The organism is Microbacterium sp. (assembly GCF_048259935.1).
Lineage (GTDB): Bacteria > Actinomycetota > Actinomycetes > Actinomycetales > Microbacteriaceae > Microbacterium.
In genome coordinates, this window is the sequence record NZ_JBLXHF010000001.1 from 85647 (window position 1) to 111826 (window position 26180).

Below are 26180 nucleotides of genomic sequence, written 5' to 3' on the forward strand. Positions count from 1 at the left end.
CATGCCTAGGAAATCGCCGCTCGTCATCGGCCATCGCGGCGCTCCCGGCTACCGTCCAGAGCACAGCAGATCCTCGTATGAACTCGCGCTCGCGATGGGCGTGGATGCTGTCGAACCCGATGTGGTCGCCACCAAGGACGGCGTACTCGTGGTCAGGCACGAGAACGAGATCTCTGGCACGACGAATGTCGCAGATCATCCGGAGTTCGCCGATCGCAAGACGACCAAGCGCATCGACGGAGAGCCGCTGACGGGGTGGTTCACCGAGGACTTCACCTGGGGGGAACTGGCGATCCTGCGAGTGCGCGAGCGGCTGCCGCAGCTGCGCGCATCGAGCGCGTCTTTCGACGACACGCAACCGATTCTGCGCCTGATCGACCTGCTCGACCTCGTGCGCGATGGATCCCGTGATCACGGCCGCGAGATCGGCGTCGTCCTCGAGGTCAAGCACGCCACCTACTTCAAAAGCATCGGTCTGGATCTTGCTCCGCTGATCGCGCGCGATCTGCGCGCGGCAGGATGGGCAGACGGCGAACTGCCGCTGACCATCGAAGCCTTCGAGTCGACTGTTCTTCGACAGCTGCGTGCCGAGGGCGTCTTCGCGTCGTACATCTACCTGATCGAAGCATCCGGTCGCCCATACGACCAGCTCGTCGCTCACGGGCGCCAGGCACTCACTTACAAGGCGACGGTCACGCCGCAGGGTCTGGACGGACTCGTCGGAGAAGTGGACGGCATCAGCGTCGACAAGCGGATGCTGCTGATTGCAGGCAGCACGATCGTCCAAGACGCCCACGAACGAGGGCTGAAAGTCTTCACATGGACCGCGCGACCGGAGAACTCGTTCCTCTCCGCGGAATTCCGTACCGGTGGCGGCAAGCAGGAGTTCGGAGACTACGAATCCGAATGGGCGGTGATCGCGCGCACCGGCGTGGACGGCGTCTTCGTCGACCATCCCGATCTCGGGGTGGCGTTCTTCCGCGGCGGATGGTCCCTGACAGACTGACCGGATGAGCGGAATCGCAGCCGAAGGCGTCAGCAGATCGTTCGGCGCGGTGCACGCAGTGCGAGCCGCGAGTTTTCGTGCCGCGCGCGGTCGCGTCACCGGACTCGTCGGTCCCAACGGCGCCGGCAAGACGACGCTGCTGCTGATGCTGGCATCGCTGCTCGCCCCCGACTCGGGCACGATCCGCATCGGCGACGTCGATCCGATCGCCGATCCGCTGAGCGCACGACGACTGCTCGGCTGGATGCCCGATGCACTCGGTGCCTGGCCGTCGCTCACCGCGCGCGAGACGATCGTCACGACCGCACGGCTGTACGACATTGAACGGGATGCTGCGGCGGCGCGCGCCGCGGAGTTGCTGGCCCTGGTTGGCCTGGACGAGCTCGCGGATGCCCCGGCGAAGGTGCTCTCGCGGGGGCAGAAGCAGAAGCTCGGCCTGGCGCGGGCACTCGTGCATGACCCACAGGTGCTGCTGCTCGACGAACCGGCATCAGGGCTTGACCCTGAAGCGCGCGTGCAGCTGCGTGTGCTGTTGCGGCGGCTCGCGGCCGAGGGGCGCACGGTGCTCATCTCGAGCCACATCCTCTCTGAACTCGAAGAGGTCATCGACGATGCGGTGTTCCTCGTCGCCGGTTCCGTCGTCGACGGTGCGCCGGCACAGGCCACCGCACGCGCCTGGCGCATCCGTCTTGCGGGGACTGATGTCGGGCGGCTGCCTGCCGATGCCGACCAGGTGGCGGCGGCGCTGGCCATGGAGCCTGGCACGCTCGGCATCGACCGAAATGCCGTCATCGTCGGCTTCGAGACCGAAGCGGCGGCAGCCGCAGGGCTTCGCCGGATCGTCGAGTCGGGTCTGGGCGTGAGCGAATTCGCCCCCGCGCAGAGCGCGCTCGAACACACCTTCCTCAACCTGCCGCGGACGGAGCCTCGAGCATGAACTTCTCGCACATCGGCACCATTGCCCGGCTCGAACTGATCCAGCGGCTGCGCAGCGTCGGCTGGTACATCTTGCTCGGCGTCTTCGCGCTCATTCTGCTCGGTGTCACTGTGCTCTCCTTCGCGGTCTACTCGTTCACTGAAGCGGCTGGCGCTGGCGTCTACTCGATCGTCGTCAACGTCGTGCTGCTGTTGGTCGTGCTCGTCTCGCCGACGCTGAGCGGCAACGCGATCAACGGTGATCGGGATGCCGCAACGCTGGCCGCGGTGCAGGTGACTGCGGTATCCACCGGTGACATCATGGTCGGCAAGCTCGTCGCTGCGATCGCCACGGGCGGGGTGTTTCTCGTTGTCGCGGTGCCGTTCCTCGCGCTATCGCTGGTCGGTGGGGGAGTGCATCCGGCGACCTTCGCGGTGTCGCTGCTCGTGCTCGCCGCCGAGATCGTCGTCGTCGCAGGCATCGGGGTGGGGCTGAGCGGCCTCATCGCGCGCCCGCTGTTCTCGGTCGCGGCGACCTATCTCGTGGTTGCGGCATTGACGATCGGCACTCTCATCGCCTTCGGGCTCGGTGGCATGGCGCTGCGCAGCGAGACAACGAGCTACAACCGTCCCTACGACAGCATGGGAAACGTCGACTGCGACCGCTGGGAGACCTATACGTACGATGTACCGCGCTTCGATCGGGTCTGGTGGGCGCTCGCGGCAAACCCGTTCGTCGTGCTGGCGGATGCCACGCCCACCGTCTACGACGCGAATGGTTGGCCGGTGGATATGTTCGGTCAAGTCAAGTACAGCGTGCGCAGTTCGCAGCTGCCGCCGGAGGATTACCGCTGGGACGAGTGCGATCGGGCGATGACGCAGACCCCGTCACCTGCGCCGCGTGAGGTCATCGAAAGCACTGTGCCGAGCTGGTTCGTCGGTCTCGGCATCCAAGTCGTCATTGCCGGTGGGCTATTCGCTGGCGCCTGGGCGCGTACGAGGACACCGGCTCGGATGCTGCCACCGGGAACCCGCATCGCCTGAACATCCCGCACCATTTCGGGCCATTTCCTCCGGGCCGGTTTCCGTGACGCCACGAGCCGTTCACCTCCAGGTCGGATGCCGTACTTCTCTCCGACAGCCGGAGTCGGTCGACTGGGCAGGTTCCTCTCCCCGTCCCGACCCCCTGGAGTCACATGTCTCGCTTGTCCCGCGGGCTTTCGGCATCCGTTGTGTGCGCCCTCGGCGCTGCCACGATGCTCGCCGTGCCGACCGCTGTCACCGCTGCTGAAGAGCCGCTCGGCATCCGCATCAACGAAGTCGTGTCCAACGGGGGGAGCCCTGACGACTGGATCGAGTTCTACAACTACTCGGACAGCGACGTCGACCTGGGTGGCTACATCCTGCTCGACAACGCGCAGAAGGATGCCTATACGTTCGCGTCGACGACGGTCGTCGAGCCGGGCGAGTACCTCGTGCTGGACACCGACACGGACTTCGCCTTCGGTCTCGGCAAGGGCGACAGCGTCCGACTGTTCGCTCCGGGGGCAACGACTGCCACTGACACTCCGGTGCTTGAGACCTCCTGGCCACCCGACACCCACGCCGTGCCCAGCTGGGGCGCTCAGGGCGACGGTGCGGACGTCGAGTACGTCATCACCGCAGAATCGAGCAAGGGTGCCGAGAACATCTTCACGACCGATGGCGGCGAAGACGGTGGCGAGGGCGACGGCGACGTCGTGCTGAATGAGATCGTCTACGACGAGATCTCCGGTTACTCCGACCGCGTCGAGATCTTCAACAGGGGCGTCGATACCGCATCGATCGCGGGATGGACGATCTCCGACGACAAGCGCGACCGCTTCAGCACACCGTTCGCCGAGGGCACGAAGCTCGCGCCAGGGGAGTTCGCGGTGCTCGTCACCGACGTCGACTTCACGTTCGGCCTGGGCAAGGGCGATGAGGTCGTTCTCTACGACGCATCCGGCGCCGAGATCGACGCCTACGCCTACGAGAACACCGCACCGATCGCGACCTTCGCACGCTGCATCGACGGAACGGGCGAGTGGGCGCACGCGACGGCCGCGACGCCGGGAGCGGCGAACGACTGCGCGACGGCCCCGGTTCCCGGTGCAGTTGTTCTCAACGAGGTCGACTCGCAGCCTGCCGACTGGGTCGAGCTGCACAACCCCGGCACCGAGCCGTTCGACATCTCGGGCTACGAGATCCGTGACAGCGATGATGACCTCGATCATCGCTGGGCTTTCCGCGACGGCACTGTGCTCGCCGCCGGCGAGTTCCTCGTCGTCGAACAGGGCGACGTGGGCCTCACCAAGGGCGTGGAGACAGAGTTCGGCCAGTTCGGAATCGGCAGCGCCGATGAGATCCGCCTGTTCACCCCGGCGGGCGAACAGAGCGATCGCACTGGAGCCTGGACCAGCCACGCGGCAATCGACGGCGACTTCGAAGCTGCCTCATATGCGCGCTGCATCGATGGCACAGGCGACTTTGCGCTCGCATATGCCACGCCGGGAGCAGCGAACAACTGCGTGCCCCCGACCGTCGCGATCAATGAGATCGACTCGAACGGTGCCCCGGACTGGGCGGAGATCGTCAACACCGGCACTTCGGCGATCGACATCTCCGGGTGGACCCTGATGGACAACGACCCGATGGGTCACGCTGCCGACGTGATGCCGCTGGCCGAGGGAACGATCCTCGAGCCCGGCGCCTACTTCGTCTTCAACGGCACCGACCACTTCACCTTCGGGCTCGGCAACGGCGACACCACAACGATCCGCAACGCGGCAGGACTCACCGTTGCTGAGCACGTCTACGACGCCCACGCAGAAGGCGTCTGGGCGCGCTGCGAGGATGGCACGGGTGACTTCGCCGATGTTGCAGTGCGCACCCCCGGCATCCGGAACGCCTGCGGTAATCCGGTGCGAATCAACGAGGTGGAATCCGACGGCGATCCTGACTGGGTAGAGCTCGTCAACCCGACAGAGGGCGCACTCGACGTCTCGGGCATCGTGCTCAAGGACGACGATGACACGCACGTGTACGAGATCGCTGCGGGCACCAGCATCCCGGCCGCGGGCTACCTCGTCATCGACGATCTCGACTTCGGCATCGGCAAGGACGACACCGTTCGCGTCTTCGACGGCGACCACCTCGTCGATTCCACGGTCTGGGGCGCAGGACACGCCGTGCCCACGTGGGGACGCTGCCCCGACCTGACGGGCCCCTTCGCGGTGACCGCCGAGCCGACACCGGGTGCGGCCAACATCTGCCCCGTTGAGATCGCGGTCGCAGACTGGCTGGGCTCTGCCGACGTGCGGGTGCTCGACACCGCGCCGATGTTCCTCGAGGACAGTTCAGGGCTCGACGTGCAGGAGACGGCAGAGGGCACGTTCCTGTGGGCGATCGACAACGGCACCGGCACGATCTGGAAGCTCGTCGCCTCCGCAGACGGCTCCGTCGCCTTCGCCGATGGATGGGCAGACGGCAAGCGGGTGCGCTTCCAGAAGGATGCCGCGAACCCGGATGCTGCCGGCCCCGACACCGAGGGCATCACTGTCGCCGGCGATGGGCTCGTCTATGCGGCATCCGAGCGCGATAACAGTGCGAAGGGCATCAACCAGAACACGATCCTGCAGGTCGACCCTGACGCACCCGGCCGCGACCTCGTGGCCCTTACCGAATGGGATCTCACCGCGCTGCTGCCTGCCGTCGGTGCGAACCTCGGAATCGAGGCCGTCGAGTGGGTGTCGGATGAGACGCTCACCGGCGCGCTCTTCGACGACAACACGAAGGCGGCATACGACGGCGCCGCGTACGCGGGCGACGGACTGTTCTTCGTCGCCGTCGAGGACGGTGGCGGGGTCTACGCGTTCGCGCTCGCCGCAGACGGCTCTGCCGTGCTCGTCTCGACCATCGACCCGGGACTCGCAGGAGTGATGAGCCTCGACTACGACTCGGTGCTCGGTGTGCTCTGGGCCGTCTGCGATGACGGCTGCGGCGGAAAGTCGGCGCAGATCACGCTGAACGGCACGGTCGCTCCTGCGATCGCACACTTCGCGCGCGCGGCATCCATGCCTGACATCAACAACGAGGGCTTCGCGACCGCACCGGCGTCGCTGTCGGTGGACGGCCAGCGTCCGGTGTGGTGGTTCGCGGATGGTTATGCCGCAGAGGCACTGCGCGCGGGCACGCTGGCTGGGGTGGAAGGCGGCGCAGGCGGCGGTGGCGGCTCGGGTGACGGCGGTTCGGGTGACGGCGCGGGCTCCGGCGAGGCAGGCACGGGCGGACTCGCTACGACCGGATCCGAACTCCCGGCCATGGCCCTGATCGTGGCGCTGTCGCTTCTGCTGGCTGGCGCCCTCACCGTCGCAGCCCGCCGGGCGCGACGCCACTCGGCATAAGTTGGCGCGGGATGGAAAACGCGGCCCGCAGCGCGTGCGGGCCGCGAAATCCATCCCGCGCGGCGCCACTACGCGAGGCGCGCGGCGCGCGCGGGGCTACTTCGTGTCGAAGGGGCCGCGCCTGGTCGAGACGATGTCCTTGCCGAGCGGCATGAGTGAGATCGGCACCATCTTGAAGTCGGCAATGGCCATCGGGATGCCGATGATCGTGAAGCACAGCACGACTCCGGAGATGATGTGGCCGATGGCCAGCCACCATCCGGCGAGGATCACCCAGATGACGTTCCCGAGGAATGCGCCCACACCTGAGCGCGGCTTCTCGACGACCTCGCGCCCGAACGGCCAGAACGCGTAGCCGGCCAGTCGGAACGACGCGATCGCCCAGGGGATCGTGATGATCGGGATGCACAGCAGGATTCCCGCAAGCACGTACCCGAGGAAGAGGGCCCAGCCGGCGAAGATCACCCAGATGATGTTGAGAATCGTGCGCATGGAGCTGTCCTTTTACTCAGTGCCGGTCGCGACGCACGCGCCGGCCGGAGATGCTGTCGATGCGGAATCGCAGGGGTTTCGCGCGGTCGTCGCCCGCCCAGGGCGAGACTCGATCAAAGCCGTCCAGATCACCTTCGGGCGAGGCCGTGGACAGCTCGCCGTGCATCAGGACGCTCCAACCACTGCCGGCGAGGTCATCGTGATAATCGATCTCGAACGCCACCTGCGCGCCGTCGTCGCCGAGTCGGCTGAGGCTGCCGCCGGATGACGTGCGGATCAGCAGATCGCGCCCCGACACGGAATAGTTCACGGGGAAGATCTGGATGCGGTCGTTCTCGGTGAATCCGAGCCGACCGACGGTCGTGCTGGTGAGCAGTTCGAAGCACTCCTGCTCTGGCAGGTCACTGATCATGTCGTCCTCCTGATCCGGATCGCAACCGGGTGTCTGCGGCCCAGCCTAGACTCGTAACGCCATGACCGACGCTCCTCTCATCGTTCCCGCATCCACCGGCCCCAGCTCTTCCTCCGCATCAGGCCAGGATGATCTCCTCGCGGGCCTCAACCCGCAGCAGCTCGCAGCCGTGACCTATCGCGGCCCCGCGCTGCTCATCGTCGCGGGCGCGGGATCAGGCAAGACGAGCGTGCTCACCCGTCGCATCGCCTCGTTGCTGCGGAATCGAGAGGCGTGGCCGAGCCAGATTCTTGCGATCACCTTCACGAACAAGGCCGCGGGCGAGATGCGTGAACGTGTCGCAGACATCGTCGGCGAAGCATCCCGCGGTATGTGGATCTCGACCTTCCACTCGGCGTGCGTGCGGATCCTGCGCCGCGAGGCAGACCAGTTCGGTTTCACCAAGTCGTTCACGATCTACGACTCCGGCGACTCGCGCGCCCTGATCAAGCGCCTGGTGAAAGAGCACGAGGCCGATGCCTATGGCCTGACCCCGGCATCGACGCAGGGCCGCATCTCCAAGCTCAAGAACGAACTGCAAGATGCCGAGTCGTACGCGCGCGACGCGAACATGAGCGACCCCGCCGAACGCAAGTTCGTCGAGATCTTCGCCGACTACCAGCGTCGTCTGCGCAAGGCGAACGCCTTCGACTTCGACGACCTGATCGGCCAGACGGTCTACCTGTTCCGTGCGTTCCCGAAGGTCGCCGACACGTACCGCCGCCGGTTCCGGCACATTCTCGTCGACGAGTACCAAGACACCAACCACGCCCAGTACGCACTCATCCATGAGCTCACCCGCCCTTCGACAGGCTCAGGGAACGTGTCGGCAGATGCTCCTGACCCATATGCCTCAGACGGCATGATGATCTTCGACACTTCGACAGGCTCAGTGACCGGCTCCGATCGCCTCGAGGGTGCATCGCTCACCGTCGTCGGTGACTCCGACCAGTCGATCTACGCCTTCCGCGGCGCCGACATCCGCAACATCAGCGAGTTCGAGCGAGATTTCCCGGGGGCGAAGGTCGTGCTGCTCGAGCAGAACTACCGCTCGAGCCAGAACATCCTCTCGGCCGCGAACGCCGTGATCGGGCACAACTTCGATCGCAAAGCCAAGAACCTCTGGAGTGACCGCGGCGACGGCGACAAGATCGTCGGCTTCACCGGGTATTCGCAGCACGACGAGGCGCAGTTCGTCGCCGACGAGGTCGAGTCCCTGCGTCGCTCGGGCATGCCGTACTCCGAAATGGCGGTGTTCTACCGCACCAACTCGCAGTCGCGTGCGCTCGAAGAGATCTTCATCCGCTCTGCCGTGCCCTACAAGATCATGGGCGGCACCAAGTTCTACGAGCGCGCAGAGATCAAGGACGCCCTCGCGTATCTGATCGCGGTGGCGAACCCGGCTGATGAGATGTCGGTCCGCCGCATTCTCAACAGGCCGCGTCGCGGTATCGGCGATGTCACCGAGACCGCGATCGCACGGTTCGCAGAAGATCACGACATCTCGTTCCGCGACGCGCTGTCGATCCCGGGTCAGCTCGGTGTCGGCCCGAAGATCCAGGCTGCGATCACTCAGCTCGATGCCGTGCTGAAAGAGGCGACCGCGCTGATGCTGCCGGCATCCGGCGAGGTTCCCCCACCCACTGCCGTCGCTGACGGGCTCAGCCTGCTGCTGGGCAAGAGCGGCTACCTCGACGCGCTGCGCGCCAGTCGCGATCCGCAAGACGAGGCACGCGTCGAGAACCTCGACGAATTGGTCGCCGTCACGCGCGACTTCGCCCGCAACAACCCTGAGGGCACGATCGTCGACTTCCTCACCGAGGTCGCGCTCGTCGCCGACGCAGACGATCTCGATGACGAATCCGGCTCCGTGTCGATGATGACGATGCACACGGCGAAGGGGCTCGAGTACGACGCGGTGTTCGTCACCGGTGTCGAAGAAGATCTCATCCCGCACCGCATCTCCGCGGGGGAGCCGGGCGGACCGCAAGAAGAGCGACGGCTGTTCTACGTCGGCATCACCCGAGCCCGAAAGCGACTGCATCTCTCGCTCGCGATGACCCGCGCGCAGTTCGGCGAAGTGTCGGTCGCGATGCCGAGCAGGTTCCTCCAGGAGATCCCTGCCGAACTCGTCGACTGGCGGCAGTCGCCAGGAGACGTGAACTCACGCGGCGGCACGCAGTCCCGTGCGCTCAACGCGCGGCGCGGCGGGTTCGGGGGCGGTTCCGGCGGTTTCGGAGGCGGCAGCGGCAACGACCGCTTCGCAGTGAAGCCGCTCGGCTCGCGCGACGGGATCAAGCCGCTGTCGACGGCGATGGACAAGTTCCCCAACAAGGTCACCGGCAAGGTCCGCGACAACGGCGACCTCGAGCTCACAGCCGGCGATCGCATCCGGCACGATGACTTCGGCGAGGGGCGAGTAGACGCCGTGACCGGTGAGGGCGCCAAGCGCATCGCCCATGTGCGATTCGATTCCGCAGGGCTCAAGAAGCTCCTCATCAAGATCGCTCCGATCCAGAAGCTCTGAGGCTTCCCGCTGAGGCTCGCACCCGGCATCCCCACGTTAGGCTGATCGATATGGCAATGTTCTCCCGCCGCAAGAAGACCGGCGACGCACTGTCCGAGTCGCAGACACCGATCCAGGCGGATGCTCCGGACGAGCTCCCTGAAGATGCGCAGCCCGCAGAATCGGTGCCCGAGATCGGCATCTCCGTCCAGGCATTCCGAGGCGTGGGCGCTGCGGCTGGTCCCGAGATCGCATTGCCGGATCCTGCTCAGCCGGCCGCCGCGCGCCCTGCTGCAGCATCCGCGCCCGCAGCATCCGCGCCCGCAGCATCCGCGCCCGCAGCAGCCGCGCCCGCAGCATCCGCGCCCGCGGCACCCGCGGCACCCGCGGCACCCGCGGCGGAGCCGAAGCGGACTCTTCCGCTGGCGCCGCTCCTTCCGCCGGAGCCGACCGAGTCGATGCCGGGCATGAAGGACAACGTGCTGCTGCGTACGGCCCTGGCCGAACTCGCTGAATTCGCCGAGAGCGCCGAAGGCTCGACGAACGAGCAGCTCATCGGCGTGCTGCGTCAGATGATGCAGAACCACCTGTACTTGCGGGTGCACGGCGACGCGCGTGCGCAGCTGGCCGAAGGTAAGCCGCTGTCCATCGCTGTGGTCCGCGACGGAGAACGCAGCTACATGCTCGCGTTCAGCTCTGCTGCTGCCGTGCGTGAATCCGTACAGCGCGAGACCGAACCGACCGCGACATCGGCGATCGCTCAGCCGGTGACCGCCGTGCTGCAGCAGCTCGTCGCCGGGGACTTCGCCGGCCTCATCCTCGACAACGCCTCCGGCGCGCGCCGGGCGGTGTTCCCCGCCGAAGTGCTCAAGAGAGCGCTCGAGCAGGCCGATGTCAACATGACCGTCAAGATGCTGCTCGCCGCCCCGCGCGAGCAGGACACCGTGCAGAAGGTCAGCGACGCGCTCGCGAAGACCAAGATGTGGGTAGCGGTCAACGACGGCGGGGGCAAGGGCGAGGTCGGCATCGCCGAAGCCCGCACCACTGACGGTCGACGCTTTCTGCAGCTGTTCTCGCACCCGCTCGAGATCGTCGCCCTCGGCCGTGGCGACAAGCCGTTGCCGTTCGAGCCGGATCAGCTCGCGAAGGTGCTCGCCGCCCACAACGCACTCTCCGGCGTGATCATCGACTCGGCCGGGCCCTCGCTCGTCGTCGAGCGTGACGCTCTGGGCGCGGTGCTCGTGCGCGCGGTCGACGTCAGCGAGTAGTCCACCCCCTACCGCGCGCCGCGCGACGCCCGTAGGGTCGGTGCATGGCTTCCGAGCGCGTGACACTGACGATCGCCGACCCTGAGGGGGAGCGCGACGTGGCCCTGTCGAGTCCGAACAAAGTCATCTGGCAGGATCCCTCGACAGGCTCAGGGGGCATCACGAAAGCCGAGCTCGCCGAGTACGTGCAGACCGTCGCCGAGCCGTTCTTGAATGCGAACGGTCATCGGCCGGTGTCGCTCGAGCGCTTCCGCAATGGCGTGGGCCCTTCTTCGGAGAGCTTCTTCTCGAAGAATCCGCCCAAGGGCACCCCTGACTTCGTGGACGCGGTGACAGTCACGTACAACAGCGGCCGGCGGCATCCGCAGATCGTTCTGAACCGGCCGAGCGCGATCGTGTGGGCAGTGCAGATGAACACGATCGTCTTCCATCCGTGGGCGTCGCTCGCGAGCGACACCGACAAGCCGATCGAGTTGCGCATCGATCTCGATCCGCAGCCGGGAACGGATTTCTCGGATGCGGTGGCCGCAGCCCACGCGCTCCGCGAAGTGCTGCGTGAGGCAGAGCTGGAGCCCTTCATCAAGACCAGCGGCAACCGCGGACTGCACGTGTTCTGCCCGATCGAGCCCACGCACGAGTTCCTCGATGTGCGGCACGCGGTGATCGCCGCCGGCCGTGAGCTTGAGCGACGGATGCCCGACGAAGTCACCACGAACTGGTGGAAGGAAGAGCGCGGTGAGCGCATCTTCGTCGACTTCAACCAGGCCAATCGTGACCGCACGATGGCGGGTGCCTACAGTCCGCGCGCGCTGCCCACTGCGAGCGTGTCGACACCGGTCGAGTGGGACGAACTCGACGACGTCGACCCGCAGAGCTTCACTGTCCGAAGCATCCCGCAGCGTCTTGCCGACGTGGGCGACCCGTGGGCGCGCATGCAGGAGAACCCCGGCCGCATCAGCACCCTGCTCGAATGGTGGGAGCGCGACGTGTCGAACGGTCTCGGAGAGCTGCCGTTCCCGCCTGACTTTCCCAAGATGCCCGGGGAGCCGCCGCGGGTTCAGCCGAGCAAGCGGGTCGACGCGAATTGGGATGCCGAGGGCAACCGCATCGAGGACTGAAACCCCGCGCGGTCAGGCGAGCACGTCGGCGAGGTCGTACCCCGCGACGGTCTCGAGCTGTTCATATGTGCACGAGCGCGCATCACGGTCAGGGCGCCAGCGTTCGAACTGCACTGTGTGGCGGAACCGCGCACCCTCGAGCTGGTCATAGCGCACCTCGAGCACGCGCTCGGGGCGGAGACGCACGAACGAGACATCCTTCGCGCCGGTGAAGCGACTGCGCTCGCTCGCACCCTTCACCGCGTCGCCGGACTCGTCTCGTTCGACCAGCGGTGCGAGCTCGTCGACGAGCTCCTGGCGCCGCTTGTCGCTCCAGGCTGCGACTCCGCCAACCTGGCGGAGCGTGCCGTCGCTGTCGTACAGGCCGACCAGGAGGGACCCGACGCCGGAACCGGACTTGTGGATGCGATAGCCGAGCGCCACGACATCCGCGGTGCGCGCGTGCTTGATCTTGATGAGCGTGCGCTTGCCGGGTGCGTACGGCTGGTCAAGAGGCTTGGCGACGACGCCGTCGAGCCCGGCGCCCTCGAACTCGGCGAGCCACTGCGTGGCGACCGCGTGGTCACGCGTGGTGCGGGTGAGGTGGAGCGGGTGCGGCACCCCATCGAGCAGCTGTTCCAGGCGCGTTCGGCGCTGGTGGAAGGGTTCGGCCAGCAAGGACTCCTCGCCGAGGGCCAGCAGGTCGAAGGCGATGAACATCGCGGGAGTCTCTTCTGCCAGTCGCGCAACCCGTGACGCCGCGGGATGGATGCGCTGGCTCAGGGCTTCCCAGTCGAGGCGCTGTGCGCCCGGAGCGCCGGTAGCGACGACGATCTCGCCGTCGAGCAGGCACGGCTCCGAGAGGATCTGCGGCAGAGCATCGACGAGCTCAGGAAAGTAGCGGGTGAGCGGCTTCGCGCCGCGTGAACCGATCTCTACGGCTTCGCCGTCCCACGCGATCAGCCCTCTGAACCCGTCCCACTTCGGCTCGAACAGCATCCCGCCCGCCGTTTTCACTGGGTCGGGGACGGATGCGGCCGCCTTCGCGAGCATCGGTGCGGGGATCTCGTAGCGCATGGCCCCATCTTCGCGCGTGCGCGCGCGGAGCGACAGGGGGGAGGTGGCGCGGATGGTCGCTTCCTGCGCACTGAGGCGACCATCTGCGACCCCTCCCGAGCGGGTGCGCCGCGCTACGAGAACAGCTCGGCGAGCGCGGACGGGCGCCCGGCGTCTTCGAGCACGGTCCGAGCCGCGTGCCAGCCCGCCATGCCGTTCACGCCCGGGCCGGGAGGCGTGGATGCTGAGGCCAGATACACCCCGCGCATCGGGGTGCGCCACGGATGCGTCGACAGCACCGGCCGTGCCAGTGCCTGCGGGATCGTGAATGCGCCACCCAGCACGTCCCCGCCGATCTCGGAGGGGTTGATCGCCTCTCGGTCGGATGCCGCGACCGAGTGCGTTGCGAGGATGAGATCGCGGAAGCCCGGTGCGAAGCGCTCGATCTGCGCGGTGATGAGCTCGGTGGCATCCACCTCGGATCCGAAGGGAACGTGGATGTACGCCCAGAGCACGGCCTTGCCCGCAGGGGCCCGAGTGTCATCGAGCACAGAGGGCTGCACAGCGAGCACGTACGGCCGGTCACAGACGCGACCGGCGATGACAGCGTTCTCGCTCGCCCAGATCTCTTCTCGGGTGCCGCCGACGTGGACGGTGGGCGACTGCGCGACCTGCGCATCGAGCCACGGCACGGGGCCATCAAGGGCGAAATCGACCTTCGCCGCAGCCGGTCCGTATCGGTAGCGTCGCAGGGCGCGCGCGTACGATGCCGGGGCATCGGGATGCGTCAGCGCGAGGCGCGGTGAAGAATTCAGCAGCAGCACGTCGCCGTGATTCGGATCGCCCCAGTCGAGCGAGGCGAGATCGTGCACGTGCACGCCGGTTTCGACCGTGCCGCCGTGCGCTTCCAGATCAGTCACGAGAGCATCCGCGATGCGCTGCGCGCCGCCGCGCGGATACATCCATCCGCCCGCATGGCCCTGCGCGGCCAGCAGGAGTCCTGCCGCGGCTCCCGCCAGCGACGGCTGCGGAGTACTCGCGTGGGCGAAGACCCCTGACAGCAGGGCAGCGGCCTCGGGGGTGCGGAATGCGCGTCGTGCCAGTGGTGTGCCGTGCTCGAGCATCCGCATCGCGAAGCGCATGGCCGTGACCGGGTCGTGCGGCAGCCGCAGCAGCTGGTTGCCGGTGAAGTCGACGACGCCGTCGATGTGCGAGCTCAGCGGACGCAGCAACGAGAGCCAGGCGCGCTCGTCTGCGCCCAGATCCTTCGCGGTGCGCTCGATGTCGCGCCAGGCGATGGCGGCCCGGCCGCCGTCCAGCGGGTGTGCGTAGGAGATCTCCGGCGTGATCCAGTCCACGCGCTCGGCGAGCCCGAATGCCTGGAAGAACGGGGACGCGAGGGCTGCGGGGTGCACCGCAGAGCACACATCGTGCGCGAAACCGGGGAGGGTCGCCCCTGTGGTGCGGATGCCGCCGCCGATGCTCTCGGCAGCTTCGAGGACGCGGACCTCGTAGCCGCCGCGGGCGAGCGATACGGCTGCGGCGAGTCCGTTCGGCCCACTGCCGATGATCGTCGCGCGTGTCATGCCCTCAGTCTTCCAGCCCGAACGACTCCGCGAGCGGCATTCGGCGCAACTGCCCAGCTGGACGTGAGACCCTTGGAGATGATGAATGAGATTCAGGGCCCTACGCCCGCAGGCACTTCCCGTCCATACCGCAATCTCTCCGACGCGCTGCGCGCGCATAGAACCGACCCGGCGAACATCGAGTTCATCACCGCGATCGTGGATGCCGTCGGCATCAGCTCGCTGATCGATCGAGGCCGATACATCGAGGCGATCCGTCTCGGCGAGGGAGCCCCGCTCCACATTGGCAAGACCTACACGAACGGCTTCACCGAGGACGAGCAGATCCTCGTCGGCTCCGCCGCGCTGCGACTTCGCCCGAGCGAAGGACGCGCCCCGTACTTCTACGTCTCGCACCCGAGCGAGTTCCGACCGCTCAGCCCAGTCAAGAAGCCTGCAGCGCGCGCACCGCGTGCGAGTGCGGCGGCTCCGGCCAAGCCGAAGGCGACGCCGGTGGCCGAACGCGAATACGGCGTGTGCGATGTGTGCTTCATGGTGCGCAACGCCTCCGGCGGCTGCAACTGCGACTGAGCTACGACTCCAGCTCGGACTGCAGCCGGCGCGATACCTCTGCGATCGGCATGGCGCGGGGGAACACCGCGACGATGACGTCGTCTGCGGCGGCATCCGGGGCCTCCGGGAGCACGCCGTATCTCCGGCGCACATCATCGAGCGCCGACTGCAGCACCGACGGCGCCACGCGCTTCGTGCCGCGCAGCAGCTGGCGGAGCACGTGATTGTGCACCGCGGTGACGAGGGCGGCGAAGCCGACAGCATCCAACGGGTCGATCCCCGGAAGCGCACGACGCAGGTAGTCGTCGAAGAGCCGCTCGTAGCGGAACACCGTCACGATCTCGCGTTCCCGCAACGCCGGAACCTGCCGCACGATCTGGTAGCGGAGCCGGGCAATCTCCGGGTCATGCGCGAAGTGCGAGAACACGTGCTGTGACGCGCGGCAGACTGCTTCCCAGGGGTCGCGATGCCCCTCGGCGAGGAACTCGCGCAGCTCGCCGAGGAGCACTTCATGATCGGCGAAGACGACGTCTTCTTTGCCGCCGAACTGTCGGAAGAATGTCGACCGGGATACACCCGCGGCTTTCGCGATCTGCTCGACAGAAGTCTGGTCGAACCCCTGCTCGCGGAACAGAGCCAGTGCTGCGGCAACGACGCCGCCCGGCATTTTTGCGGACTCATGCATAGCACGAAGCCTAGGGCTATGCGCCAGCACGGCGGTGCCGGATTACCCATTCAGACGAGAGTAGTAGGCTGTACTACTGGTCGATATCTCGATATCGAGAGACTTTCCGCCCCCGCAGCCCAGTGAAGGAAGCACAGTGGATCTGTACGAGTACCAGGCACGAGACGTTTTCGAGAAGTACGGAGTGCCGGTCCTCGCCGGCATCGTCGCGGACACCCCCGAGGAGGTGAAAGCGGCAGCGGAGAAGCTCGGCGGCGTAGTCGTCGTCAAGGCTCAGGTCAAGACCGGTGGTCGTGGCAAGGCAGGCGGTGTCAAGGTCGCCAAGAACCCCGATGAGGCGTACGAGGCAGCCAAGGCCATCTTCGGCCTGGACATCAAGGGCCACATCGTCAAGCGCGTCATGGTAGCAGCCGGTGCTCGCATCGCCGAGGAGTACTACTTCTCCGTGCTGCTCGACCGCGCCAACCGCTCCTACCTCTCGCTGTGCAGCGTCGAGGGCGGCATGGAGATCGAAGAGCTCGCTGTCGAGCGCCCCGAGGCTCTCGCCCGCATCGAGGTCGACCCGCTGACCGGAATCGACAAGGAAAAGGCCGTCGAGATCGCTCGCGCGGCGAACTTCCCGGAAGACCTCATCGAGAAGGTCTCCGACGTCTTCGTGAAGCTCTACGAGGTCTACAAGGGCGAGGATGCCACCCTCGTCGAGGTCAACCCGCTGGTTCGCACCGAAGAGGGCGACATCATCGCGCTCGACGGCAAGGTCACTCTCGACGAGAACGCTTCTGAGATCCGTCACCCCGAGCACGAGGCGCTCGAGGACAAGGATGCTGCTGACCCGCTCGAGGCCAAGGCCAAGAAGTCTGGTCTGAACTACGTCAAGCTCGACGGCCAGGTCGGCATCATCGGCAACGGCGCAGGTCTTGTCATGTCGACGCTCGACGTCGTCGCCTACGCCGGCGAGAACCACGGTGGCGTCAAGCCCGCGAACTTCCTCGACATCGGTGGTGGGGCATCCGCCGAGGTCATGGCGAACGGCCTCGACGTCATTCTCGGTGACCCGCAGGTCAAGTCGGTCTTCGTCAACGTCTTCGGTGGCATCACCGCGTGTGACGCTGTTGCCAACGGCATCAAGGGTGCGCTCGAGACTCTCGGCGCCACAGCATCCAAGCCGCTCGTCGTGCGCCTGGATGGCAACCGCGTCGACGAGGGTCGCGCGATCCTCGCCGAGTACGCCCACCCGCTTGTGACTCTCGCCGCCACCATGGACGAGGGCGCCGACAAGGCCGCCGAGCTGGCGAACGCCTGACCCTTCGACGGGCTCAGGGACCGGATTTTAAGCAAAGGATAAGAGAAATGTCGATCTTCCTGAACAAGGATTCCAAGGTCATCGTCCAGGGCATCACCGGCGGTGAGGGCACCAAGCACACCGCCCTCATGCTCAAGGCCGGCACCCAGGTCGTCGGCGGCGTCAACGCCCGCAAGGCTGGCACGACCGTCTCGCACACCGACAAGGACGGCGCGGCTGTTGAGCTTCCCGTCTTCGCCACCGTCGCAGAGGCGATGAAGGAGACCGGCGCAGACGTGTCGATCGCCTTCGTCCCCGGCGCCTTCACCAAGTCCGCCATGATCGAGGCCATCGACGCCGAGATCCCACTGCTCGTCGTCATCACCGAGGGTGTTCCCGTCGGCGACTCGGCTGAGGCATGGGCCTACGCGAAGAGCAAGGGCAACAAGACCCGCATCATCGGCCCGAACTGCCCCGGCATCATCACCCCCGATGAGGCGCTCGTCGGCATCACGCCGGCGAACATCACGGGCAAGGGCCCGATCGGTCTCGTCTCGAAGTCGGGCACGCTGACCTACCAGATGATGTTCGAGCTGCGCGACCTCGGCTTCTCGACCGCCATCGGCATCGGCGGCGACCCGGTCATCGGCACCACGCACATCGATGCGCTCGAGGCGTTCGAGGCAGACCCCGAGACCAAGGCGATCGTCATGATCGGCGAGATCGGTGGCGACGCCGAAGAGCGCGCGGCCGAGTACATCAAGGCGCACGTCACCAAGCCGGTCGTCGGCTACGTCGCGGGCTTCACGGCCCCTGAGGGCAAGACCATGGGCCACGCAGGCGCCATCGTCTCCGGCTCTGCGGGAACCGCTCAGGCGAAGAAGGAGGCCCTCGAGGCCGCCGGCGTCAAGGTCGGGAAGACCCCGTCCGAGGCCGCAGACCTGATGCGCGAGATCGTGAACGCTTTGTAAGCACGTGTAAGCTAGAACTGAAGGCCCCGGGCTCCACCCTGGGGCCTTCTTCTATCTGTACTGCGCTGATGCGACCACGCCTGGAGCGCATCAGGGCGATTCGTCACGATCCCGTCGACGCCCATCGCGGTGAGCTCCTCCCAGTCGGCATCGGCGTCGTGCGTCCACACGAAGACACCGAGCCCTGCATCGTGCGCGAGGGCGACGGCTCGTGCGCTCGCGACCGCAGGGTTGACGGCATCCGCACCGATCTGGCGAGCGGCCCGGATGGTCGGCGCGTCGAGGGCGTGGGTGAGCCAGCCGACGACGAGGTCGGGGGCAGCCTTTCTGAGCTGAGCGACGGTCTTCTCACTGAAGCTCTGCGCGATGACCCGGTTCTCCAGACCGGCGTGGTCGATCATCTCGATCGTCGCTTTCACGCCGGCCTTCGTCCAGTTGCCCTTGTACTCGATGACGACATCGGTGCGACGCGTGTCAGCGACGAGAGCGAGCACATCGTCGAGCGCGGGGATGCGGGCGCCGGTGTGGGACTCATCGAACCACGAGCCGGCATCCAGAGCCTTGAGCTCGGCGATGGTCAGATCGGCCACCGCTCCCGTGCCATCGGTCGTCCGATCGACGGTGCTGTCGTGCATGACGACAGGGACGCCGTCCTTCGACATCCGGATGTCGATCTCGAAATACTCCGCGCCGACGCTCGTGGTCAGTTCGAACGCGGCCATGGTGTTCTCGGGAGCTGCAGCGGAATCACCGCGGTGCCCGATGATCGCCGCGGGCTGACCCGGCTCGCGCAGCACGGCCAATGGGCGAAGAATGACCAGGTCGAGCAGCGACGCAGAACGGGTGGCTGCACCCGCGATGTGTCGGGCGGCATCGGGTGGAGGAGCGAGAGCCTGGGCGACGGGTGAGACGAAGCCCGTGAGCAGCGTGCATACGGTTGCACAAGCCGCTCCTGCACCCCACAGGCGTCGTCGTCGAACGCTCATGATCAGCATCCTGGCAGAGCGGACGCTCGGCGTCGAGACCTTTTCGTTACATTCGCCTGCCTGTCGAGACGAAGATTCCCTCTGCGCTGTTCAGCGCAGAGGGAATCTCAGCAGATCGCGGCCCCGGAAGAGGCGCGGGGTGATCAGGCGACGCCGAATGCCGCCTCGATCGGCCCGCGGGCGAAGAACAGCACGAACCCGAAACCGACGACCCACAGCAGCGGGTGGATGGTCTTGGCGCGGCCGGAAAGTGCGTTCACGACGATCCAGCTGACAAAGCCCGCACCGATGCCATTGGCGATCGAGTAGGTCATCGGCATGACGGTCGCGGTGAGGAAGACCGGCAGCAGCACGCGGAAGTCGCTGAAGTCGATGTTCTTGATCTGCGCGAGCATGAGGGCACCGACGAGCACGAGCGCCGCTGCGGCGATCTCGCCAGGCACCAGTCCCGTCAGCGGTGCGAAGAACATCGCCAGCAGGAACAGCACACCGGTGATCGAGGTCGCGAATCCGGTACGTGCACCTTCACCGATACCGGAGCCGGACTCGACGAACACGGTCGCCGACGAGGACGATGTTGCACCACCGGCGATCGCGCCGACGCCCTCGATGACCAGCGCCGACTTGATGCGCGGGAAGTCGCCCTTCTTGTCGGCAAGGCCCGCTTCACCGGCGAGGCCGGTCATCGTGCCCATGGCGTCGAAGAAGTTCGAGAAGATCAGCGTGAAGACGATCATCACAAGTGCGACGCCGGAGACGCGGCCGAGGTCGAAGCCGAAGTCGACCTGCCCGATCAGGCTGAGGTCGGGAACGCCGACGATGCCGCCGGAGAAGTCGAACACGAATCCGGAGTCCGGCCAGATCGCAGCGATGATCGCCGAGATGATGGTGCCCGAGACCAGAGCGATCAGGATCGCACCCTTGGTGCGCAGCGACATCAGCACGCCGCCGATGAGCAGCGTCACGACGAACATCAGCGTCGGGATCGTGGCGACCGAGCCGCCGACGCCGAGATCGATCGGCGGCGAGGGGTTGCCGGTCGCGGTGACGAATCCAGCGTTGACAAAACCGATGAAGGCGATGAACAGGCCGATGCCGACCGTGATCGCCAGCTTCAGCTGCACGGGGACGGCGTCGAAGATCATCTTCCGAAGGCCGGTGGCAGCCAGCAGCACGATCACCGCGCCGTTGATCATGACCAGCGCCATGGCCTCCGGCCAGGTCACCGACCCAACGACCGAGAAGGCCACGAAGGCGTTGATGCCGAGGCCCGCGGCGAACGCGAACGGCAGGCGGGTGACGATGCCGAACAGCAGAGTCATGACACCGGCGGTGAGGGCAGTGGCCGCTGCGACGGCGCCGCCGTCGAGGACGTTGCCGTCGATGTCAGGGGTAGAGAGGATGATCGGGTTGAGGATCACGATGTAGGCCATCGTGACGAACGTGACGATGCCGCCACGGATTTCAGTGCCGATCGTCGAGCCGCGCTTGGTGATCTCGAAGAAGCGGTCGAATGCGTTCTTCGGTTCGGCTGGTGACTCGGCGGGGGCGTTGGTGGCGGGTGAGGGGGCAGTTGTCATCGGGAAACCTCCTCCGGAACGATATCGTGTCCGCGCACTCGCGCGCGCCCACGCGAGGCGATCAGGTTCTCGTCGTAGTCTCGATGAGTCATGCAACGCCTTCTTGTCGCGATTCTCGCTGCCGTCGATGCCGCCATCGCGGCGGCCGTCGGGCTGGCGGTGCTGCTCGCGCCCCTGACTCTGCTGTGGACGCTCACGCTCGGTGCGACCGCCGATTGGGGAGGGCTCTGGCCCGTCACCGGCACGCTCTGGCAGTTCGGTCACGGGGTGTCGATGGACATCGTCATTCCGGATGCCGTCGTCTCCGCCGTCGGAATCGCCCCGGATGCTGCGCGCTTCACGCTCTCGCTGACGCCCCTGGCGTTCCTCGTGTTCACCCTGCTCTTCGCTGCTCGCTCCGGCGCACGCGCCGCACGCTCGGGAGCCGGGCTGCTGGGCGCGGTCGCCGGCACGATCGTCTTCACCGCGATCGCCGTTCTCGTTGCGCTCACTGCGCGCAGCGCAATCGCCGAGGTGCAGATGTGGCTGGCGATTCTCCTGCCCTCGGCCGTTTATCTCGTCGGCGCGCTCTGCGGGGCTGTGGCCTACGCGTGGCGCGAGGGAGATGGCGGGGTCATCGACCGCATCCACGACCGGGTCGACGGCTGGGGGGACTGGAGCGTCGTCCCCGGTGAAGTCGTTCGCGGCACCGCGGCAGTCATCGTCGCCCTGATGGGTGCAGCCGCGCTCGCCGTCGCGCTCGCCGTCGCTGTACGCGGGGGAGAGGTGGTCGCGCTGTTCGAATCGGCGCGCGTGGACGCGACCGGAGCGGCAGTGCTCACCCTCGGACATCTCGCTTATCTCCCCACGCTGCTGGTGTGGGCGACCGCGTGGATCGCAGGACCTGGTTTCGCCGTCGGCGCAGGCACGGCGGTCTCGCCCGCCGGGACGCAGCTCGGCGTCGTTCCCGGTGTACCGGTCTTCGGACTCCTTCCGGAGAACAGCTCGATCTGGATGCTCGTCGTGGTGCTGCTTCCGGTCGGCGCTGGTGCGTTCGCCGGCTGGCTGATCCGATCACGCCTGGTGTGGAGCGATGCCGCGCATGCCGTCGGGCCGCGGGCGGTGATCGCTCTCGCTGTCGCAGGGTTCAGCGCGGGAGTCGTCGCCATCGCCTCGGCGCTGGCCTCGGGAGCGATCGGGCCAGGACGCATGGCAGAGATCGGGCCCCACGCCGGGTGGACAGCGCTCGCCATCGGCGTCGAAGTGCTGGTCGGTGCGTCGATCATGCTCCTCGCGCCGCGCAATCGCGATGAGATCGCCGAGGAGCGCACCGACCGCTGGGTCGCCGAGATGGGCGCATCCCCGCTCGATGATGATGCCGCACTGCCCGTCTGGACCGGGGCCGAGGAGAACGACACTCAGCCTCTGGATGACCACGGATTCTTCGGGGACGGCAGCACTCCTACGCCCCGCTAGACTGGCCGGGTGCTCACGGTCGCCGTTCTCATCTCGGGCGCCGGCTCGAACCTCCGCGCCCTCCTCGAAGCCGCACGCCACCCGGATTTCCCCGCGCGGATCGTCGTCGTCGGCGCTGATCGCGATGCCGCTGGGCTCGCGCATGCGGAAGAATTCGGCATCCCGAGTTTCGCGGTTCCTTACCGCGCATTCGAGAGTCGAGAGGCTTGGGGCGAGGAGCTCGACCGGCAGCTCGACGTTTGGCAGCCCGACCTCGTCGTCCTGAGCGGCCTCATGCGTCTGCTCCCGGCAGACCTGGTCGCCCGCTACGCGCCGCGCATCATCAACACCCACCCGGCGTACCTTCCGGAGTTCCCCGGCGCACATGGCGTCCGTGACGCGCTCGCCGCCGGTGCGGCACAGACCGGTGCCAGCGTCATCGTCGTCGACGGCGGCGTCGATTCGGGGCCGATCCTCGCGCAGGAGCGGATCCCCGTGCACCCCGGCGACACCGAGCACACCCTGCACGAGCGCATCAAGCCCGTCGAGCGCAGGCTGCTCATCGACGTCGTGCGCCGCATCGCCACTGGCGACCTCGCTCTCATCCCCTGACCGAAAACCCGCCCGCCCCCCGCAAGAAGGAGAACATCTATGGCCGGTCCGAGCCACGATTCATCCCTGTACCGCGATCGCGACGTCGTCCCGATCAGACGCGCATTGGTGTCGGTCAGCGACAAGACCGACCTGCTGGTGCTGGCAGCGGCCCTGGTCGACGCCGGTGTCGAGATCGTTTCGACGGGATCCACTGCGGCGACGATCCGTGAAGCCGGGCACGAGGTCACCGATGTCGCCTCGGTGACCGGCACTGCCGAGATGCTCGATGGGCGCGTGAAGACTCTGCACCCCAGCATCCACGGCGGACTTCTCGCCGACCTGCGTCTCGAAGACCACGAGCGACAGCTCGCTGAGCTCGAGATCGCCCCGTTCGAGCTCGTCGTCGTGAACCTGTACCCCTTCGTCGAGACCGTCGCATCGGGAGCAGCAGACGATGTCGTCGTCGAGCAGATCGACATCGGCGGTCCTGCCATGGTGCGCGCCTCGGCGAAGAACCACGCCAACGTCGCGATCGTCGTCTCGCCCGAGTCCTACCCTGCGATCATCGAATCCATTCAGGCCGGTGGCACGAACTTCACCCAGCGCCGCGAGCTCGCCGCTCGCGCGTTCGCGCACACGGCGGCATACGACGCGGCTGTCGCCGCGTGGTTCTCCGAGAGCACGCTCAACGACGAAACCGGTGAACTGCCCGAGCACCTCACGATCAAGGCCGAGCGCCTGTCCACCCTGCGCTACGGCGAGAACGCGCACCAGCGCGGTGCGATCTACACGCGCGTCGGCGAGCACGGCATCGCGCAGGCGGTTCAGCTGCAGGGCAAGGAAATGTCGTACAACAACTACGTCGACGCGGATGCCGCGCTGCGTGCAGCCTTCGACATGGTGCTGCCCGCGGTGGCCATCGTCAAGCATGCGAACCCCTGCGGTATCGCGACGACGGCGCCCAACGCGCTCGACCCGATCGCCAGCGCGCACCTGCGCGCGCACGAGTGCGACCCGGTCTCGGCTTACGGCGGTGTCATCGCCACCAACGGCACCGTGACGCTGAAGATGGCCGAGAACCTCAAGGACATCTTCACCGAGGTCATCGTCGCCCCCTCCTTCGAGCCCGCAGCGCTCGAGGTGTTCAAGACGAAGAAGAACCTTCGCCTGCTGCAGCTGCCGGATGACTGGCAGCAGGAGCGCATGGATGTGCGCCTGGTCTCGGGCGGACTGCTGCTGCAGGACGCTGATCGCTTCCCCGATGACATCCTCTCGGTCGCGAAGAACTGGGAGCTGGTCTCCGGCGAGCGTCCGGATGACTCCGAGCTCGAGAACATGATCTTCGCCTGGAAGGCGTGCCGTGCGGTGAAGTCCAACGCGATCGTGCTCGCCAAGGGCAACGCCACGGTCGGTGTCGGCATGGGGCAGGTCAACCGTGTGGACTCCTGCCGCCTCGCGGTGGAGCGTGCGGGGGATCGTGCAGCGGGGTCGGTCGCGGCATCCGATGCGTTCTTCCCGTTCGCCGATGGTCCGCAGGTGCTCCTCGACGCCGGCATCTCGACGATCATCCAGCCGGGTGGGTCCGTGCGCGATGACGAGGTGATCGCTGCGGCCAAGGCCGCAGGCGTCACGATGTTCTTCACCGGAGAGCGGCACTTCTTCCACTGAGGCCGCTCGCGGCATCGGCGGTCATGCGGTGGCGGAGCTGAGCAGAATGCTCGTTTCGCTGTCGCGGATCCCGTCGATGCCGCGCACGGCGCCCAGTGTCTCATCGAATGACGCGAGGCTGTCGCAGATGATCTCGGCGACGAGGTCCCAGCGTCCGTTCGTCGTGTGGAGGGCTGCGATCTCCGGGATGCCGCGAAGGCTGCGGATGACATCGTCGGTGTTGCGCCCCTCGACAGCGACCATCATGAGTGCCCGCACGGTCGAGGCCTCGGCGGGGTCGCGCACGCGCACGGAGAACCCGACGATGGTGCCGCCTGCGACGAGCCGACGCAGACGGCTATCCACTGTCGCGCGTGTGACGCCGAGCCTTCTGGCCAGGGTGATGACGGGCTCGCGTCCGTTTGCGCGCAGCAGTGAAACCAAGCGTCGGTCCAGGTCGTCCAGGGCAGCCATGATACAAAACGTATGTCAGACGTATGCATTGTGTCTATGAACTAGCAGAAATGACTCATGCTGCTGATTGAAAGTACGCGCGTTCTATCTCTACGGTGGGAAGACTGAGCAAAGGAGTGCGCGGATGGTCCGTTTCGTGGATGTGCCGGGAATGCAGCGCTGGGTCAGAATGACCGGGCTGGAGGCGGCGATCACGGGGATCGCGGCTGCGATCGAAGAAGACTTCCTGCGCTGGCCGGAGTTCGATAAGTCCGCGCGGGTGGCGAACCACTCCGAGGTCGGTGTGATTGAGCTCATGCCGATCAGCGACGACCGCACCTACGCCTTCAAGTTCGTCAACGGTCACCCGGGCAACCCCGCGCGGGGCCTGCAGACGGTCACCGCATTCGGCGTGCTGGCCGATGTCGCCAGCGGCTACCCGACGCTGTGGACGGAGATGACGATCCTCACCGCACTGCGCACGGCGGCGACCTCGGCGCTGGTCGCCCGCGTGCTCGCGCCGGAAGGCGCCTCGACCATGGCGATGCTCGGCACCGGGAGTCAGTCGGAGTTCCAGGCCCTCGCATTTCGCGCCATGCTCGGGATCGACCGCCTGCGCATCTGGGACACCGACCCTGCCGCCATGGACGCGTTCGAGCGCAACATCCGCCCGCTCGGGTTCGACATCACCAGGGCCCACAGTGCCGAACAGGCCGTGCAGGGTGCGGAGATCATCACCACCTGCACCGCAGACAAGGCCTACGCCACGATCCTCACCGACGACATGGTCGGCAAGGGCGTGCACCTGAACGCCATCGGTGGAGACTGCCCCGGCAAGACCGAGCTCGACCCGCGCATTCTGCGACGCTCCGACATCTTCGTCGAGTACCCGCCGCAGACCAGGGTCGAGGGCGAGATCCAGCAGCTGGCAGCCGACCACCCGGTGACCGAGTTCTGGCGCGTGCTGCGCGGTGACGCGCCTGGACGCACGTCGGCCGAACAGGTGACCGTGTTCGACTCCGTCGGGTTCGCGCTGGAGGACTTCTCGGCGCTGCGCTACCTCGCTGGCGCAATCGAAGGCACGGACGTCTACCAGGACGTCGACCTCATCGCTGATCCGGTCGACCCCAAGGATCTGTTCGCGCTCGTCGCCGACGCGGCTTCCGTCAGCGCTCGTTTCTGAGCGGCACTGTCG

Annotated in this window: 22 protein-coding genes; 14 read left to right on the forward strand and 8 right to left on the reverse strand. The window is 66.8% G+C overall.

Going from position 1 to position 26180, the window contains the following annotated elements; genetic code table 11:
* Position 1 precedes the first annotated feature (1 nt).
* From ACN0RC_RS00380 to ACN0RC_RS00395, 4 genes are all read left to right on the forward strand, one after another.
* Positions 2-1006 carry a glycerophosphodiester phosphodiesterase family protein gene (locus ACN0RC_RS00380; RefSeq protein ID WP_417508079.1) on the forward strand — a complete coding sequence of 335 codons (1005 nt, stop codon included), beginning with the start codon at positions 2-4 and terminating at the stop codon, positions 1004-1006.
* Between the two features lie 4 nt (positions 1007-1010).
* Positions 1011-1943, forward strand: coding sequence for an ABC transporter ATP-binding protein (locus ACN0RC_RS00385; protein WP_417508080.1), 933 nt, complete (start codon positions 1011-1013; stop codon positions 1941-1943).
* The gene (locus ACN0RC_RS00390) at positions 1940-2965 is read left to right on the forward strand and encodes an ABC transporter permease (protein WP_417508081.1); all 1026 of its coding nucleotides are present in this window, start codon (positions 1940-1942) and stop codon (positions 2963-2965) included. Before ACN0RC_RS00385 ends, ACN0RC_RS00390 begins: the two co-directional genes overlap by 4 nt.
* 152 nt (positions 2966-3117) lie before the next feature.
* Positions 3118-6345, forward strand: a complete 3228-nt coding sequence (locus ACN0RC_RS00395; protein ID WP_417508082.1) for a lamin tail domain-containing protein — start codon at positions 3118-3120, stop codon at positions 6343-6345.
* A gap of 96 nt (positions 6346-6441) precedes the next feature.
* Here the strand turns inward: ACN0RC_RS00395 and ACN0RC_RS00400 are convergent, their stop codons facing one another.
* Together ACN0RC_RS00400 and ACN0RC_RS00405 are read right to left on the reverse strand one after the other, a co-directional pair.
* Positions 6442-6837: a YccF domain-containing protein gene (locus tag ACN0RC_RS00400; protein WP_417508083.1), complete on the reverse strand. Its 396-nt coding sequence runs from the start codon at positions 6835-6837 to the stop codon at positions 6442-6444.
* A 16-nt stretch (positions 6838-6853) separates the two neighbouring features.
* A complete protein-coding gene (locus tag ACN0RC_RS00405; RefSeq protein ID WP_417508084.1) occupies positions 6854-7249 on the reverse strand; it encodes a pyridoxamine 5'-phosphate oxidase family protein in 396 nt (131 codons plus the stop codon).
* Positions 7250-7310: 61 nt separating this feature from the next.
* Between ACN0RC_RS00405 and ACN0RC_RS00410 the strand changes: the two genes are divergently transcribed.
* Genes ACN0RC_RS00410 through ligD form a run of 3 tightly spaced genes read left to right on the forward strand, consistent with a single transcriptional unit; the run spans position 7311 to position 12180 of the window.
* Positions 7311-9815 (forward strand): ATP-dependent helicase, encoded by a 2505-nt coding sequence (locus ACN0RC_RS00410; protein ID WP_417508085.1) that lies wholly within the window; start codon positions 7311-7313, stop codon positions 9813-9815.
* Between the two features lie 50 nt (positions 9816-9865).
* A complete protein-coding gene (locus ACN0RC_RS00415; RefSeq protein WP_417508086.1) occupies positions 9866-11062 on the forward strand; it encodes an SseB family protein in 1197 nt (398 codons plus the stop codon).
* 44 nt (positions 11063-11106) lie between these two features.
* Positions 11107-12180, forward strand: coding sequence for a non-homologous end-joining DNA ligase (gene ligD, locus ACN0RC_RS00420; RefSeq protein WP_417508087.1), 1074 nt, complete (start codon positions 11107-11109; stop codon positions 12178-12180).
* Positions 12181-12192: 12 nt separating this feature from the next.
* On the opposite strand, the gene ACN0RC_RS00425 is transcribed toward ligD, so the two are convergent.
* On the reverse strand, positions 12193-13236 hold the full coding sequence (locus ACN0RC_RS00425) for an ATP-dependent DNA ligase (RefSeq protein WP_417508088.1): 1044 nt from the start codon (positions 13234-13236) through the stop codon (positions 12193-12195).
* Between the two features lie 113 nt (positions 13237-13349).
* The gene (locus ACN0RC_RS00430) at positions 13350-14801 is read right to left on the reverse strand and encodes a phytoene desaturase family protein (protein ID WP_417508089.1); all 1452 of its coding nucleotides are present in this window, start codon (positions 14799-14801) and stop codon (positions 13350-13352) included.
* Between the two features lie 78 nt (positions 14802-14879).
* Between ACN0RC_RS00430 and ACN0RC_RS00435 the strand changes: the two genes are divergently transcribed.
* Positions 14880-15371, forward strand: a complete 492-nt coding sequence (locus tag ACN0RC_RS00435) for a hypothetical protein (protein ID WP_417508090.1) — start codon at positions 14880-14882, stop codon at positions 15369-15371.
* Between the two features lies 1 nt (position 15372).
* Here ACN0RC_RS00435 and ACN0RC_RS00440 read toward each other — a convergent pair whose 3' ends face one another.
* A complete protein-coding gene (locus tag ACN0RC_RS00440; RefSeq protein ID WP_417508091.1) occupies positions 15373-16038 on the reverse strand; it encodes a TetR/AcrR family transcriptional regulator in 666 nt (221 codons plus the stop codon).
* A 136-nt stretch (positions 16039-16174) separates the two neighbouring features.
* Between ACN0RC_RS00440 and sucC the strand changes: the two genes are divergently transcribed.
* Both sucC and sucD read left to right on the forward strand, forming a co-directional pair.
* Positions 16175-17341 carry an ADP-forming succinate--CoA ligase subunit beta gene (gene sucC, locus ACN0RC_RS00445; RefSeq protein WP_417508092.1) on the forward strand — a complete coding sequence of 389 codons (1167 nt, stop codon included), beginning with the start codon at positions 16175-16177 and terminating at the stop codon, positions 17339-17341.
* Between the two features lie 47 nt (positions 17342-17388).
* On the forward strand, positions 17389-18291 hold the full coding sequence (sucD, locus tag ACN0RC_RS00450; RefSeq protein WP_417508093.1) for a succinate--CoA ligase subunit alpha: 903 nt from the start codon (positions 17389-17391) through the stop codon (positions 18289-18291).
* Positions 18292-18302: 11 nt separating this feature from the next.
* Here sucD and ACN0RC_RS00455 read toward each other — a convergent pair whose 3' ends face one another.
* The gene (locus ACN0RC_RS00455) at positions 18303-19277 is read right to left on the reverse strand and encodes a glycerophosphodiester phosphodiesterase (protein WP_417508094.1); all 975 of its coding nucleotides are present in this window, start codon (positions 19275-19277) and stop codon (positions 18303-18305) included.
* A 143-nt stretch (positions 19278-19420) separates the two neighbouring features.
* Positions 19421-20857, reverse strand: coding sequence for an NCS2 family permease (locus tag ACN0RC_RS00460; protein ID WP_417508095.1), 1437 nt, complete (start codon positions 20855-20857; stop codon positions 19421-19423).
* Between the two features lie 90 nt (positions 20858-20947).
* On the opposite strand from ACN0RC_RS00460, the gene ACN0RC_RS00465 reads away from it, so the two are divergent.
* From ACN0RC_RS00465 to purH, 3 genes are read left to right on the forward strand one after another with little or no spacing between them, the layout of a single operon-like run.
* Entirely contained in the window at positions 20948-22312 is a 1365-nt protein-coding gene (locus tag ACN0RC_RS00465) for a DUF6350 family protein (protein ID WP_417508096.1), read from the forward strand.
* A gap of 9 nt (positions 22313-22321) precedes the next feature.
* The gene (gene purN, locus ACN0RC_RS00470; protein WP_417508097.1) at positions 22322-22903 is read left to right on the forward strand and encodes a phosphoribosylglycinamide formyltransferase; all 582 of its coding nucleotides are present in this window, start codon (positions 22322-22324) and stop codon (positions 22901-22903) included.
* Positions 22904-22942: 39 nt separating this feature from the next.
* Positions 22943-24553 (forward strand): bifunctional phosphoribosylaminoimidazolecarboxamide formyltransferase/IMP cyclohydrolase, encoded by a 1611-nt coding sequence (purH, locus tag ACN0RC_RS00475; RefSeq protein ID WP_417508098.1) that lies wholly within the window; start codon positions 22943-22945, stop codon positions 24551-24553.
* Between the two features lie 21 nt (positions 24554-24574).
* Here purH and ACN0RC_RS00480 read toward each other — a convergent pair whose 3' ends face one another.
* Entirely contained in the window at positions 24575-25006 is a 432-nt protein-coding gene (locus tag ACN0RC_RS00480) for an Lrp/AsnC family transcriptional regulator (protein ID WP_417508099.1), read from the reverse strand.
* Between the two features lie 124 nt (positions 25007-25130).
* Here ACN0RC_RS00480 and ACN0RC_RS00485 point away from each other — a divergent pair, with 124 nt between their 5' ends.
* Positions 25131-26168, forward strand: a complete 1038-nt coding sequence (locus tag ACN0RC_RS00485) for an ornithine cyclodeaminase (protein ID WP_417508100.1) — start codon at positions 25131-25133, stop codon at positions 26166-26168.
* Positions 26169-26180: the final 12 nt, after the last annotated feature.

Coding starts and splice junctions, on each gene's coding strand:
- ACN0RC_RS00380 (WP_417508079.1), top strand. CDS start 2: ATGCCTAGGAAATCGCCGCTCGTCATCGGCCATCGCGGCGCTCCCGGC.
- ACN0RC_RS00385 (WP_417508080.1), top strand. CDS start 1,011: ATGAGCGGAATCGCAGCCGAAGGCGTCAGCAGATCGTTCGGCGCGGTG.
- ACN0RC_RS00390 (WP_417508081.1), top strand. CDS start 1,940: ATGAACTTCTCGCACATCGGCACCATTGCCCGGCTCGAACTGATCCAG.
- ACN0RC_RS00395 (WP_417508082.1), top strand. CDS start 3,118: ATGTCTCGCTTGTCCCGCGGGCTTTCGGCATCCGTTGTGTGCGCCCTC.
- ACN0RC_RS00400 (WP_417508083.1), bottom strand. CDS start 6,837: ATGCGCACGATTCTCAACATCATCTGGGTGATCTTCGCCGGCTGGGCC.
- ACN0RC_RS00405 (WP_417508084.1), bottom strand. CDS start 7,249: ATGATCAGTGACCTGCCAGAGCAGGAGTGCTTCGAACTGCTCACCAGC.
- ACN0RC_RS00410 (WP_417508085.1), top strand. CDS start 7,311: ATGACCGACGCTCCTCTCATCGTTCCCGCATCCACCGGCCCCAGCTCT.
- ACN0RC_RS00415 (WP_417508086.1), top strand. CDS start 9,866: ATGGCAATGTTCTCCCGCCGCAAGAAGACCGGCGACGCACTGTCCGAG.
- ligD (WP_417508087.1), top strand. CDS start 11,107: ATGGCTTCCGAGCGCGTGACACTGACGATCGCCGACCCTGAGGGGGAG.
- ACN0RC_RS00425 (WP_417508088.1), bottom strand. CDS start 13,236: ATGCGCTACGAGATCCCCGCACCGATGCTCGCGAAGGCGGCCGCATCC.
- ACN0RC_RS00430 (WP_417508089.1), bottom strand. CDS start 14,801: ATGACACGCGCGACGATCATCGGCAGTGGGCCGAACGGACTCGCCGCA.
- ACN0RC_RS00435 (WP_417508090.1), top strand. CDS start 14,880: ATGATGAATGAGATTCAGGGCCCTACGCCCGCAGGCACTTCCCGTCCA.
- ACN0RC_RS00440 (WP_417508091.1), bottom strand. CDS start 16,038: ATGCATGAGTCCGCAAAAATGCCGGGCGGCGTCGTTGCCGCAGCACTG.
- sucD (WP_417508093.1), top strand. CDS start 17,389: ATGTCGATCTTCCTGAACAAGGATTCCAAGGTCATCGTCCAGGGCATC.
- ACN0RC_RS00455 (WP_417508094.1), bottom strand. CDS start 19,277: ATGAGCGTTCGACGACGACGCCTGTGGGGTGCAGGAGCGGCTTGTGCA.
- ACN0RC_RS00460 (WP_417508095.1), bottom strand. CDS start 20,857: ATGACAACTGCCCCCTCACCCGCCACCAACGCCCCCGCCGAGTCACCA.
- ACN0RC_RS00465 (WP_417508096.1), top strand. CDS start 20,948: ATGCAACGCCTTCTTGTCGCGATTCTCGCTGCCGTCGATGCCGCCATC.
- purH (WP_417508098.1), top strand. CDS start 22,943: ATGGCCGGTCCGAGCCACGATTCATCCCTGTACCGCGATCGCGACGTC.
- ACN0RC_RS00480 (WP_417508099.1), bottom strand. CDS start 25,006: ATGGCTGCCCTGGACGACCTGGACCGACGCTTGGTTTCACTGCTGCGC.
- ACN0RC_RS00485 (WP_417508100.1), top strand. CDS start 25,131: ATGGTCCGTTTCGTGGATGTGCCGGGAATGCAGCGCTGGGTCAGAATG.